General features: G+C 46.2%; 1 protein-coding gene. It reads left to right on the forward strand.

Features of this window, described 5'->3' with window-relative positions:
* Positions 1–412 precede the first annotated feature (412 nt).
* Positions 413–16,013 (forward strand): PKD domain-containing protein (locus MHM87_RS18195; protein ID WP_239260515.1); only part of this gene is annotated, 15,601 nt, incomplete at its 3' end.

Consider the following 16,013-nt stretch of genomic DNA (forward strand, 5'->3'; position numbering starts at 1 on the left):
TATGAAAAATATACGCTATTTAATGTGGGTATGGTTTATGCTACCAAGGCGAAACGCTAAATAATCAATATTGGTGCGTGGTGCAGTAGGTATTACGTTTAGTTGTCGCAAGCCCTTCCACGGCGAAAATTGATAGTTGTTTTAGTTACATTCAAAGTAATTAAAAAAGGCTATCTTCAAGGATGAACATATTTTATAAGGAAGTAACGCAACGTTGTCCTCATGACATTGTTGTATTCGAAATATTTCTCAGCTTACTCTTTTTTATTCTTAACTCCCTTCGCGCGCTCACTCATTGTGAGCTGAGCCGTTCAGAAAATCATTCAATCAAAACAATATTCAAACCTGCTCGTTGTTGGTGGTGGGTTACTAATCAAATTACACGTCATTTCAATATTTAAGGACAAAAGTTATGGCAACTCCTATCAGCAACGAACGTTTAGTCAACTCTATTATCAACAACAGTATAGGTGCCAATCATTCCGCAGCGTTTGCTGACGGCAGCTATATTACCGTCTGGCATTCAACACGAGATGTCGGAAATTCATATGGTATTTATGCCCAGCGGTTTAACGCAAATGGCACACCAATAGGGCATGAGTTTCAAGTGAATGTTCCGTCTAACTCATATAGTAATCAGCAAAATCCCAAGGTGACTATACTGGCTGATGGTAGTTTTGTGGTGACTTGGCATGGCGCTGGTGAGGGGGACGGAGCTGGAATTTTTGCTCGACATTTTAATGCATCCGGAGAGCCTACTACAGCTAACGTACTGATAAATGCAGATACATCTTCTACACAAGATTATCCAGATATCGCAACCTTAGACAACGGAAATATAGTCATCGGATGGCGTAGTGACAGCAGTAATAATGCTGAGCTTGTCTTTCGAGCATTCGATAACTCACTAACTGCAGTCTCAACAGAACAGGCAATTACTGTACAGGGCGACACAACTAATTATTATTTAGATATAAGTGCCCATGCTGGAGGGTTCGCAGCTACTTGGTATCCAAGTAGCAATAACGGAGTGGTTCGATTCCAGCAATTCAATAATGAATTAAGTGCCGAAGGTCCGACAGTTCAGGTTGGAGTTCAAACTGGTGGGGACCAAGACACCCCCAAAATTGAATATTTCAGCAATGGTGATTTTGTCGTTGTCTGGGAAGAAAATTCTGGCTTTGATGGTTCAGGTGACGGAGTTTACGCACAACTTTTTAATGCTGATGGAACCAACGCATCGGGCGTTTTTCTAGTAAATACCACAACAAGTAGTTCGCAGAACAGGCCCGATGTCGCTGTGCTCGATGACGATACTTTCGTAGTGGCTTGGGACGGTCGAACTACCTTAGACGGCAGTTTTGTATCGGGTGTCGTATATCAACAGTTTGCGCAAGATGGCACGCCTATTGGTATTGAAACGCTTGCAACCACAGCGTCGAATTCTAATGGAAGCCAATACACCCCCGATATCACCGCACTTTCAAACGGTGAATTTGTTATTACATGGGACTCAGACAGTTTTGCCACTGATGATGGTGCACAAGCCGGTATTGTGCAGCGTGTTTTCTCTACAACGAATACTTCTGTTTTAAATATCCCACCAGAAATTGTTGGTATGGTTGATCAAATTGTTTTCGATGAGAACGTAGTGAATGCAGCCCCACAAATTATTGATATTGCGGTTGCAGTGGTAGACACAGACACCGCAAACTATGATGGAGGCGAACTTTCTATTGCTTATGTGGTGGGAGGTAGCAGCGAAGATTCACTTTCGATACGCAATCAGGGGACTGGCTCTTCGCAGATTGGTGTGTCTGGTAATCAGATCACCTATGAAGGAAATGTGATAGGTACCATCGTTGAGAATGGCGACAGCGGCAGCAACCTACTTGTCAATTTAACCAGCAATGCAAATGTAGAGTCGATAGAAGCACTGCTGGAAAACGTTCAATACGCCAACAGTTCACAAAGCCCTCAAGCAACGCGTACGATCTCTATTCGACTCGACGATGGTACGGGCAACTCAAGTAGCAATGTAGTAACAGAAATTATCGTTGAACAAACCAATGATTCAATTGCGTCAGTTGGCACAACAGAAAGGGTAAACACTTATACAAACTCAGTACAGTCAGGTCCTTCTATCAGCGAGTTTGACGATGGCAGTTTCATCGTTGTTTGGGATAGCTATTCACAAAACGATACTAATAATTATGGAATACACGCTCAGCGCTTTAGTGCTAGTGGGGAGCCTGTAGGGTTAGAGCTAAAAATAAACCAGTCCGACTTTTTGCCCAGTGACTCAGCGCAGCAGCATGCTGATGTCACCACTTTTTCTGACGGTAGCTTTATGGTCACGTGGGATGGCGCTGGAGAAGTTGGGGAAGACGGTTCAGGCATTTACGGAAGAATCTTCAACGCTGACGGCACTCCAGCCACCGATGATTTCCAGGTAAACCAATATACGTCAAGCACGCAATCTGACAGTCAGATTACCCGCCTGTCAAACGGCAATGTCGCGGTAACTTGGCAAAGTGCGGGTGCCGACGGTAGTGGGTGGTCCATCGTAACAAGAATTTTCGATTCCAATGGGGCTCCCGTTACAGATGAAATTGTCGTTAATAGCACTACTACTAGCACCCAATATGAACCTTCTGTCGATTCGTACGATGGTGGATATATTGTGGGCTGGTACTCAAGTACACAGGCTGGCGGAAGTTCGAGTGATGTCGTTGCTCGTGCGGTAAACAATGATGGTACCTTTGCCAGTGCAGAACTTGATATTACGTTGGGTCAGGCTGGAGATCAGCTCAGCGTCGAAGTGAATGCATCAGCCGATGGAAGCTATGTACTTACGTGGGTAGACCTATCTGGGAACGCAGACGGCAGTGGATATGGTATTGTCGCTCAAAAATTTGATGCCTCTCATAGTGCACTTACGGCACAAATCGTTATTAATGAAAATAACTCAAGCACTCAATACCGCCCTGACATCGCTCAACTTGATAATGGCAATTACGTATTCACGTGGCACGATGCGAATTTAGGCAGCATTATGCGCCGCGAGTTTACTTCTGATTTAGTGCCTATAGACAGTGAGTTACGGGTTGAATCAAATATAAATACATCGGTTGATAATCCTGTTGTCATTGGTTCGGGCAACAACTACTTCATCGCATTTGAACAAAGCGGCACCGGATTCAATAGCACTGATATCAGCCTTAATCGTTTTGGCTCTTTTGCCGACGCAATCGGGCCAGAGATAACGGGCTTCGCTTCTAGCTATAACTTTGATGAGGCACTGGTTAATGCGGGGCTTGTGCCTTTGGAGCTTGGTGTATCAGTAGCTGATGTGTCAGATGTAGGCTTTGACGGCGGGACACTCACCGTAGGTTATAATGTTGGAAGTTCTAGCGACGATCAGTTGGGACTACTTAACCAAGGGAATGCTGCAGGACAAGTGAGCGTTTCAGGAAGCTCTGTATTTTATGAGGGCACTCAGATTGGTTCGCTCGTTAGTGATGGGCAAAATGGTAGTCAACTAGTCATTGTTTTCAATGTCAATGCGACAACAGAAGCCGTTGAGGGCGTACTGGAAGCAACCGGGTACCGAAATACCTCTAATAGCCCCGATGAATCACGCAGCATTAGCCTGCGGCTTACCGACGCAAATGGTGCATCGAGCGAAAATATTAACTTTACTGTCAATATTAGCGCTGAAATTGACTCGACAGTCACTGCTTTTACCTCCTCGCTAGTCAATACATTCACCGATGGAGTTCAGTACAACTCGGATATTGCTGCTTTTGATGACGGCAGTTATGTCGTGGTGTGGCAAAGTGAAGGGCAAGAAAATAACAATGGTGTTTACAGTATTCACGGTCAGCGCTTTAGTGCCGACGGCAATGCTTTAGGGACAGAATTTCTTGTTAGTCAAGAATCAGCCGTAACCGCAGGTCAATCAGATAATGACCCTAAAGTCACCACCTTTGCTGATGGTTCATATGTGGTAGTTTGGCAGGGGCATGGAACAAACGATAGTGTCGACATTAAAGCCAGGCTCTTCGACGCAAATGGCTTGGCGTTGGGTGATGAGTTTCAAGTTAATGACTTTGCATCTAGCTCACAAGAGTATCCTGACGTGGTACGACTGTCTGACGGTAACTTTGCTGTAACGTGGCCCTCGTCTGGTGGCGACGGCAGCTCATGGGGAATATCGTATCGAATATTTCAAAGTGATGGGACTGCCGTAACCAACGAATTAATTGCAAATACTACGACCACTGGCACTCAGTATTCCTCCAGTATTGATGCGTCATCTACAGGATTTGCAATTACTTGGTATTCCGATAATCACAATGGCAGTACGTCAAACGAAATTATTGTTCAGCAATTTGCTAACGACGGCGCACCGTTAGGCTCAGAAATTGAGGTAACCAGTTTGTCGGCGGGCAATCAGGCTACGCCAAAGGTTTCTTATGCCGCTGATGGCGGCTTCGTTGTGGCATGGGAGGATACGACAAACCTGTCGGATGGCAGTGGTAGTGCAATATTAGCGCAACGTTATGACGCTTCGGGTAGTTCGCTGGGTCAAACCTTCGTTGTAAATGAAAATCCAGCTTCTGGTCAAAACAGCCCAAGCATTGATCATCTGCCTAACGGCAATTTTGTCATCACTTGGTATTCAGCTAATAGTGCTGACATATTTCGGCGTGAATTTTCATCCGATGGGCAGCCCTTAGATGGTGACCAACTCGTCAATATAGGGCAACAGTCAGGGATGCAAACCCGCCCCAGCGTTACCTCGTTGGGTAACGGCGATTATGTCATCACTTACCACGATCAAAATAGCGTCGATGGCAGTAGTTATGGCATTTTCCAGTCGTTTTTTGGAAGCCAATCGACCAATCAGAATCCTACGCTTTCAGGTTTCGCCAATGAAGTAACATTCGCTGAAAACGCTGTAAATAATGCACCTCAAATTTTAGACGCTGCTGTGTCCCTTCAAGACGGCGACTCGACCGATTTTGACGGTGGTGTTGTTACCCTTGGGTATATCCAGTTTGGTGGAGAAGAAGATCAATTAGGCGTTAATAATCAGGGCAACGGGCCAAGTCAAATTGGAGTGTCTGGTTTAACGATATCCTATAGCGGAACGGTGATTGGTACTATCGTTAACGGTGGCCAAAATGGCACTCAGCTGCGCATAGAATTAAATAGCAATGCATCAGCCGAAGCTATCGAGGCGCTCGTCCAAAACTTGACGTATGCCAACACATCAGAAGCGCCTAACGCACAGCGAACCCTTTCTCTTAATGTGGAAGATGGTGATGGAGGCAGTACAGGCAATCAAACTATTATCGTAAATGTTTCACCCGACACCGATGGCTCTGGATCTGTCTTTGGGCCAGATTTAGTCAATACATTTACAGCTGGGGGGCAATTTACGCCAGATGTTTCGAGTTTTGCCGATGGTAGTTACGTGGTTACCTGGGTTTCGTCTAACCAAGATGACAGTAGTTGGGGCGTCTACGCTCAGCGCTTTGATGCCAATGGGCTATCTGTAGGTAACGAATTCTTAGTCAATACAACCACAGCCAGCGCTCAATCAGCTCCGGCTGTAACCGTTCTAAGCGATAACTCTTTCGTAATAACCTGGGAAGGGAATGGTATTTCAGATGGCAGCGGCGTGTTTGCACAGCGTTATGCGTCTGATGGGACACCTGTGGGCTCAGAGTTTTTGTTGCGAGATGGCTCAGACAACACGGAGTCATTGGTGGACGTGGTCGCGTTGTCAGATGGAAAGTTTGCAACAACTTGGTCTGACAGCGGCGGCGATGCTTCCGGCTGGGGTATATCAGTGCGTATTTTTAATGCAGATGGTACGCCCGCAGGCGCATCATTTACGGCCAACACTACGAGTTCAAGTACACAATACAACTCGTCTATTAGCAGCTTTAGCGGTGGCTTTGTTGTCTCTTGGTATTCTACTACGCAAGCCGGAGGAGACAGTAGCGACATAGTAATGCAGCGTTTTGATAACAATGGCAGTGCGATTGGTAGCGAAATAGACTTGTTGATAGACGGTTCACAACAAAATAATCAGGTTGCAGCGTTCTCAGATGGCAGTTTTGTCGTTGTATTTCAAAGTACAGATGGCAGTAACGATGGTGTTTTTGCCCAGCGTTACAATGCGGACGGAACCGCTAACGGCGATCTCATTCAGGTAAATGAAACGCTGACAGGAAATCAAACAGAGCCTAGCGTCGCGACTTTACCCAATGGTAACTTTGTCGTTGGCTGGACGGGTAATGGTGTAGGGGATAACGACGGCGCATTTATTCGCGAGTTTGACAGTAATGGTGTTCCCATTGATGGCGAGGTGATAGCAAGCAGTACCTCAGGGTCCAGTGTTGATAAAATTTCTCTCACTGGCCTAGGGTCGTCAAACAACTTCATTGCAGTTTGGGCTGACTTCTCTTTAGAACCAGATGATAGCAGTTGGGGCGTATTTCAAAACATTTTTGGTAACCCCAGCGATTTCAACCGTTCTACGCCACCTAGTCTGGATGATGTTACTGATACGCGGCAAATTTTAAATTCAGTGGCATCAACGCCTGTGAGAATTGATGCGGACGTGGATTTCACTCACATCACCGATGATTTTAACGGCGGTATGTTAGAGGTTTTCTACCTTACCCAAAGCGATGCTGATGACCTGCTTGCCATAGAGACAACCGGAACGGGTCTCGGCCAAATCTCTGTTAGCGGAGTTGATGTTAGTTTTGAAGGCACAGTGATCGGCCAAATTTCGAGTGGTGAAAATGGCACAAATGGCAGTGGATTATCTGTCACTTTCAACGCTAATGCCACAACATTAGCAATTGATGCACTGATAGAACACCTTACCTATGCCTCTCAAAATAACGTAGAAAATGATGAAACAATCTCAATTCGCGTGACCGACGGCAGTGGTGCAACTACCCAAGGAAATGCCATTCTTATTGATATACGTTCATCGGTGTCAACTCCTGCCTTTTTAATGGAAGACTTTGACAGAGATGTAACTTTCAACGAGTCGGACGTAGTAGGTCAGCTGGCTCTATTAGACAGCAACATCAATTTTGAATACACCGGTTCAAATAGCCTAGACGGTGGGTATTTGACTTTGCGTTATATTTCAAGCAACGAGACATTCGAAGATACCTTAGGCGTGGCTAACATAGGAACGGGTAATGGCCAAATAAGTGTGAGCGGCTCTACTATTTCGTATGAAGGGACTGCGTTTGCCTCAATTGATTCTTCTGACAATGGAGAAGCGGGCAGTGACCTGCGTATTGATTTTACGACTGGCGTTACCGATGAAGCAGTTGAAGCTTTAATTGAAGCATTGGGCTATAGCAGCGATTCAGGCGCACTTAACCCTAGAAGCGTAAGACTTTATGTATATGACAGTGCGAACAGCACCTCAACGAATATAGACTATAGTCTTAATTTTGAGCAGTCTGCAAATGACTTTGACCTAGTTGGTGAGTCGACTCTAATTAACCAAGTGACTGCTGGTAACCAGACTATACCGTCTGCCAGCGAGTTATCCGGTGGGGGATATGTGGTTACCTGGACTGGCGAAAACAGTCTTGATGGCAGTTCCAATGGAATATTTGCACAAATCTTTGATGAAAATGGACAAGCAGTTGGTAACCAGTTCGTGGTTAACACGGAAAACTTCGGTAATCAAACCAACGCTGACGTTGCAGGCCTTAGTGATGGTTCTTTTGTCGTGGTTTGGGAGGGCGTTACCAGCGAGTCCAACAGCGATATAAATGTTTATGCGCAGCGCTTTGACGCTTCTGGCCAAGCTCTTGGCAATCAATTTATTGTTAATGAAAACCTGTCCAGTATACAAGGTACACCTTCTGTTTCTGCGCTTGCTGATGGTGGCTTCGTCGTAGCGTTCGATACTTACGATAGTGCCACAGGCGATACAAGCGGGATTGGTATCGCTATGCGCTTTTTTGATAATGCTGGTGTTGCAACAACTGCTGAATTATTAGCGAACACGTCAACTTCGGGTTCTCAAAGCAATGCCGACATAGCAGCCTCAGCAAGCGCTGTGGTAGCAACGTGGAAGAGCAGCTCGGGTGACGACGTATTTGCGCGTATTTTTAATCCTGTAGATGGAACAGAGTTAGTTTCTGAATTCAAAGTAAATACGTCAGAAGGGAATATATGGAACCAACCTGCAGTGACCGCGCTTGATGATGGCACTTTTGTACTCGCTTGGGGGCACTACATTGATGAATTTGCGCAAAATTTTTGGGGGTTCCGCGGTCAACGCATCGATGCAAACGGCAACTTTATCGGCGATGAGTTTATTGTTAACACCAGCGAAACAACCTGGAATTCAAACGATGGTATTCAAATAGCCTCATTGAATAATGGTAATTTTGCCGTTACTTGGGGGGCAAATGCGGGCGTGTACGTCCAAGAATTTGAAGCTTCAGGTACTACCCCTACAAAAGTGGATGGGCCAGTTTTAGCTGGCTCAGGGCCGAGTACAGACCACCAATCTACCATTGTGAGCGTTGGAAATCAGAGCGCTGCAGTTATTTGGTCTGGATATAATCTTACATCACCTGCTAATAGCACTTATGAAATAGGTCAACAGCTAGTTGGCATTGCTAGTGATTTCAGTAGTAGCGATGGCCCAGAGATTGAAAATATTCCAGCAGAAATCACAATTACTGAAAGTACCAATACTGAGTTTATTTTCAGCAATGTTGATGTTCTTGATAGCGATTCGGCAGATTTTGATGGCGGCCTTTTAACAATCGATATTGTGGGTGGGTATCGGGATATCGTAAATACAAATCAAGAGTTTGCTGATGACAACTTTACTATCGATAATCAAGGTGTTGGACAGGGACAGATTGGGGTTTCAGGAAGTACGGTGAGCTATGCGGGCGCCGCAATAGGCACCATTACACAAAATGGGCAAGCGGGGAATGGTTTACACATCGCTTTAAATGCAAATGCAACGTTAGAAGCGGTAAACGCGTTAATGCAGTCAATCGGTTATTCCAACCTTTCTACCTCTCCACAGGCCAGTCGAGAAATTGCGATGCGTCTGACTGACGGTGATGGAGGTTCTAGCGCACATCAGGTCGTTACGCTAAACATTACGGAAGTAGCTAACGGTTCTACACCACAGACTGGCGACATTCAGGCAAACAGTTTTGAGTTGGGCTATCAAACTACGCCAGCACTTGCTGAGTTGGCAAGTGGCGGGTTTGTAATGGCCTGGGCATCTGATGCCAACCAAGATGGAAATGGCCAAGGTATCTTCGCTCAAAGGTATAGTGAAAATGGTGCGCCTATTGGCAATGAAATCGCTATCAATACCAGCACGTTAAATTCACAGTCATTGCCATCAGTCGCGGCTAACGGCAATGGGTTTGTGGTAGCTTGGCTAGACACTGGCGGTGTTGATGGTAGCGGTTACGGTATTGTCGCACAGCGGTTTGATGAGTTTGGCGAACCAGTTGGTGGTGAATTTGTAATTAACGAAACCACAAGTTCCACTCAAAACGACCCGCAAATAATCCAACTGAGCAGCGGTGGATTCGCAGCAGTTTGGGAAGGTAATGGTGTCGGCGACAGCAGCGGGGTATTTGGCCGCTTATTTAATGAAGATGGTACACCGTTAAGCACTGAGTTCTTAATCAATGAATCTACGAGTGGGTCACAGTTTGATCCTTCGATCACAGAATTGGTTAGCGGGCAACTTGCCGTCACTTACGAAAGCAGTAATCAAATAACCCTTCGTTTAGTCAATGTTGATGGCACTATTACAGCGCCAGAAATTGTTATTGATCGCCCTGCAACTACAGAGAGTGAGCCCGATATCACAGCATTGGCTGATGGAAACTTTGTCGTTTCTTATACGGTGAACAGTGACGGCAGCGGTTCAGGTGTATTTGCACAGCTATTTGACTCGAGTGGCAATGTAATTGGCGATGAAATTCGGGTGAACGAAGGAACGTTGGGCAGTCAATATCAATCTAAAGTGGATGCGCTGGCCACAGGTGGGTTTGTTGTAAGTTACTATTCAGGTGCCTCACCTGATGGCATTTTTACCCAGGAATTTGATGCTGCCGGAAATGCTATTGACGGTAACAATCAGGTCAACATTAATAACGTCAGCACCGAGTGGGAGCCTGTTGTGTTGGGCTTGTCCAGCGGTGGCTACATTACTGCTTGGAGCGGTTATAACGTTGAAGCTGGGGTAAACAATTCCTATGGAGTATTCTGGCGAGGGTTTGGCAGTGACGGTCAATTTTCTGATGGTGCAGGTCAAATTGAAATTGCTGGTTTGCCTAACGAAATTATCTTGACCGAATCTGATACCCCTGAAGCATTTATTTCTAGTGCTGATTTATTCGGCGCTGAATCTAATGACTTTAACGGTGGTAGCCTAACCGTTACTGTGATTACTGGTTATGGTGCACAAGGTCAATTTGTCAGTGCTAATGAACAGGATAATTTCTCTGTATTAAGTTCGGGGAACGGATTAGGGGAGATCAGTGTATCTGGAAGTACTATTTCTTATGAAGGTACCGCTTTTGCTAGCATTACCAAAGATGGTGCTAACGGCAATGAACTTCATATTGATTTTAATGCAAATGCTAATCAAGCCAGCATAAACGCTTTACTTCAGGCGTTAAGCTACCTCAACTCTTCAAATGGCCCTACGCTTCAACGAACCATATCTCTGCGCTTGACAGATGGCGAAGGCAACAGCACATCAAATAATGCGATTAACTTTGTGGTTGAGCCCGTTGCTGATGGTGCGTCGCCCCAGGGGGACGAAATTCAGGTCAATACTTTCCAAGAAAACAACCAGCAGTATTCAGAAGTGACAGAATTGGAAGATGGCTCGCTAGTGGTCGTTTGGCAATCGCAGAATCAGGATGGTTGGGGTAGTGGTATTGTGGGGCAGCGCTTTGATGCCAATGGCTCACCAATAGGTAACGAGTTTATTGTTAATGAATACACCCCACAAGAACAAACATACCCGAGTGTAACAGCGGTGGCTGGTGGGTTTGTGGTTGCCTGGCAGGGTCGTGGGGAAGATGATAGCTCAGGTATATTTGGTCGCCTATTCGACTTAAATGGCGTGCAGCAAAGCGACGATTTTATTATCAACGATACGCTGTCTAGCACCCAGTCACAGGTGCGCTTGACTTCAATGGCTGGCGGTGGGTTCGCTGCCATTTTCAGCGGCAACGGTGTAGGCGACAACAGCGGTACCTTTTTAACCACGTTTGACGCTAATGGAAACCGCGTTATAAACGAAACTCTTGCCAACGCCATAACCTCTGGTACTCAGAGCGAGCCGGATATTGCTGAGTTAGCCAACGGAAAGCTGGTCGTTACCTATCGAACAGGCTCTGATATAGAAGCTAAAATTTTTAACAACGATGGTAGTCCGTTCTCAGGTGCAATTACAGTGGCCGATACCAGTGATGGCGAGTATCAGCCGAAAGTGGCAGCGCTAGACAACGGTGGTTTTGTTGTGACGTATACTGACAGCAACGATACCAGTAACGCTGGCGTTTTTGCTCAGCTATTTGATGCAAACGGTCAAGCTGTTGGAGAATTGCTGCGCGTAAACGAGCAGACGAGTGGCGCGCAGTACGAGCCTGATGTTACCGCATTAGTCGGAGGTGGTTTTGCCGTAAGCTACTTAGATTCTAACAACCCTTACAGTATTTTTGTTCAGCAGTTTGACAATGATGGCAGGATTGTTGATGGACCAAAACGAGCAGAAACAAATAATGTCAATGGAAACTATGAACCTAGCATTACTGCACTGAATAACGGTGGCTTCGCAGTCACTTGGACGGGCTATAACACTGAGCCGGACCAAGCGAACAGCTATGGCATCCTTTTGCGCATGTTTGGCAGTGATGGCCAGTTTGAAACTAGTCAAGCGCCTGTCGTTGAAATAGCATCTAACTCCATTGAGTTCAGTGAATCCAGTCTCAACTTTGCTCCCCAGCTATTGTTTATCGGTGCCGGTGTCGCAGATATCGATACGACTGATTTTACAAATGGACAGCTAGAGATTGCACGTATCTCTTCTTATGGGCAAGGCGACCAGCTTGGACGTCAGTCCTTCTTCCCTCAGGATAATTTGGGAATTCAAAATCAAGGTTCTGGTGCAAACGAAATTGCTGTGTCTGGCAGCGACGTTTTGTATGAAGGCACGGTTATCGGTACTCTGGACTCTAGCGGAACCAATGACACCGCACTAGTGGTTACGTTTAATGCTAGTGCGAGTGCACAGGCCATAGAGTCCCTGCTCGAAGCCGTCACTTACAGAAATATTTCAGATGCACCAGAGTCGACGCGTACCTATAGCGTACGCTTAACTGATGGCGCAGGTGGTTCAAGCTTAGCGCAATCTATTGTTGTCAATATTTCTCAAAACTTGGATGGCAATTTACCGACGCTACAACCAGAAAGAGCCGTAAACACAGATGCCACGGGAGGACAGTCAGCATCCCAGTCATCGGCACTTTATGACAGCAACGGAGATCTCGATGGCTATGTCGTTTCTTGGCAGGACAACCAAAGCGGCGATGTACATTTCCAACTTTATGACAATGAAAACAATCCAGTTGGCTCTAATCAGGTAGCGAACACAACACTCACGAGTACGCAAAACGAAATTACCGTGCAGTCACTCAACAACGGTACATTTGTGATGACTTGGACTTCTACTGATTCATCGCAAGATGGTTCAGGGTCCTCAATCATTGGGCGTATTTTCAACAACGACGGCACGCCGTTCAACCAAGCTCCGCACAATGGCGCTGAGTTTGTCGTGAATACCAAGGTGTCTAACACACAGAGTTCTTCACAGGTTGCAGTTTTACCAAACGGTGAGTTTGCTGTGGTATGGCAGACATTTGATTCGGACACAGGTGATAACAGCGGGTGGGGTGTTGCCATGCAGCGCTTCGCAGCCACAGGTCAACCCTTAGACATTGAATTGCTAGTAAACACTACGGTTTCGAGTAATCAAGACACTGCTGATATAAGTACATTAGCGAGTTCGACGGCATTGCCAAATGGTGGCTATGTCGTATCGTGGCAAAGCCCTGATGCTAACAGTACTGGTATTTTTGCTCAAGTATTCGACGCCAACGGAAATGCAGTCGGAAGCGAATTCCAAGTCAATACATCGGTAAGCGGAAGCCAGACGCAAAGTGCAGTTGCTGGGCTGGCTAACGGAGACTTTGTCATCACCTGGACTGATAATACGGCCGACCTATATAGCAATGGCGTCTACGCCCAACGCTTTACGTTTAACGCTGCAGGAGAATCCGTTGCTGTAGGCGAAGAGTTTAGGGTCAATCAAGATTATTTATATTCACAGCATGATCCAAGCATTATTGCGCTTGCAGGTGGTGGTTTTGCCATTGCCTTTACCGGCAATGACGGTAGTAGTGAAGGCGTGTTTGTGCAAGAGTTTGACCAAGCTGGGCGCCTTATAGATCTCCCGCAGTTGATAAATCAAAATACTAGTAGTTCACAGTATGAACCAAGCTTAGCAGCATTAAGCGATGGCGGGTTTATCGCGTCATGGACATCGTGGATGGGGGGAACCGACGGCTATGATGTCTTCATGCAGCGTTTCGGTAATCAAATACCTCAAACCACGGATTTTGTCGTTCAAGGAAACGAAGACGAAAGTATTGTTATAGATATTAACGAGTTTTTAAATGCATTTGTTGACCCTGAAGGGGAGCCACTTCAAGAAGTTGCGTTTATCACACTTCCCATCAGCGGTGTACTTGCACTCAATGGTGTGGCTATAGCGCCAGGACAGACTTTCGATGTAAATGCGCTACAAGCTGGTGTATTAACTTATCTGGGTGATCAAGATTTTAATGGGCTGGATAGCTTTACTTGGGCGGGCAGTGATGGGGCAAACTTTGCTGAGCCCGCTACAACGAATATTACTGTATTACCTGTAAATGACGCACCAGGGATGAGCGTAGGTGCCGACGATACGGGAACTGAGTCGTATGGAATTGGTTTTAGTCACACAATAAACTTCACCGATCCTGATGGTGATACGCTTCTGGTAAACGTAGACTGGGGAGACGGTGGATCCTCTCAATATACAACCAATTCAGGCACGCTTAATACGGGCCATCGTTATCTTGACGATGGAGTTTACACCGTTACGGTTACAGTAGACGACCAATCAGGTACAGCCGAAGCAATAGAGACACAAACCTATCAAGCAACTATTAGCAATGTTGCCCCATCAATAGGTTTGTTTGGAAATAATGATGTCGAACAAGACCAGGTATATACCCTAAGATTAGGTAACCCGAGCGACCCTGGCGATGACACAGTGACAGATTTCATTGTCGATTGGGGAGACGGCACCGTTGAAACCTTTAACAGTCCTGGTGATGTTACCCATGTTTATGCCACTCCAGGCGATTACGAAATATCTATAGACCTTGTCGACGAAGATGGCACATACGAAGGTGTTTCAACAAAAGACGTGCAAGTCAGTGTTCCTGCCGAAGTTTTGGATGTTCAGGCAATCTCTGATGCAACTGCGAATGAGGGCGCTACTTTCGTTCAGGGTATTTCGTTTACTGACCCTACAGATCAGAATAGTAATGGCTGGACCTACTCCATTGATTGGGGAGACGGGACTGTTCAGAATAACGTTTCCATATTCAGTCGAGACTTTAACATTGCTCATAATTTTGCCGATGACGGTGTTTATGATGTCACTGTTACCGTATCTGACGATGTGAACGGACAAACAGATACAGAAACGTTTACTGTGACTGTGGGCGATGTAGCACCTACCGTTAATCTTCATGGTGGAGGTTCGGTTAACGAAGGGGCTGTATATAGCCTTACCGCTAGTGTGTTTGAACCAGGTGATGATCCCATTCAGGAGTTCGTTATTGATTGGGGTGACGGGACAGTTGAAACCATCAGTGGTGATGAATTTGGCACGCAGACCCATGTCTACAGTGACGGCCCGTTCGGCTTTAATATTTCGGTCGATGTCGTCAATGATGACGGTACTTTTGAAAATGCGGGTACACAATTTGTTAATGTTCTTAACGTAGCGCCGTCTTCTATTATCACGGGCCCCACGTCCGTTAATGAAGGCAGCGAGGTGACCTACACCTTCGGTGATATCGTCGACCCAGGTGATGATACTATTGCCAATACCGTGATCGATTGGGGCGACGGCACAACCACAGCCTATACCGGGGCTGGAGATTACGATCATACATTTGCAGATGGAAATGCCACACGTAGTATTAGACTCTTAGTCACAGACGAAGATGCTGATCCTCATGTTGCGGCCACTCTTATCGTAGATATTGAAGATGTAGCCCCATCCATCACCGTAAGCGGCGCTAGTGAGACAGACGAAGGCAGTGTGTACACCCTCACGTTAGCAGACTTGGTAGAGCCCGGTGATGATCCTGTGTCCGAATACCTCATAGATTGGGGGGATGGTTCTACGGTGCAGTCGATTACTGAGCTAGGGGATGTAACCCACACCTTCGCAGATGGTAATGGCAGTGCCGCTATCAGTGTGCAGATCGTGAATGATGAAGGCACGTTTGACGCAGGTACCGTCGATGTCACCATCAACAATGTAGCGCCGACATTAGAACTCTCTGGTGCGTTGACCAGTATCCAAAACACCGCGTATACCCTGAACCTAGGGGCAATAATCGACCCGGGCGATGACACCATTGTTGCGAATGGCATTACCGTGAACTGGGGTGATGGCACAACAGCAACCTACAGCAGTGTGGGCGATGTATCGCATACCTATACCACAGTGGGTGACTTTACTATCAGCGTCAGTTTGGAAGATGAAGACGGTACGTTTAGCGATGTCGCAACACAGGCGGTCAGCGTAAGTGCGCCAGCGGATACGATTGATGTAG

The organism is Alteromonas sp. Cnat3-28 (assembly GCF_022348265.1).
GTDB classification, from domain to species: Bacteria; Pseudomonadota; Gammaproteobacteria; order Enterobacterales; family Alteromonadaceae; genus Alteromonas; species Alteromonas macleodii.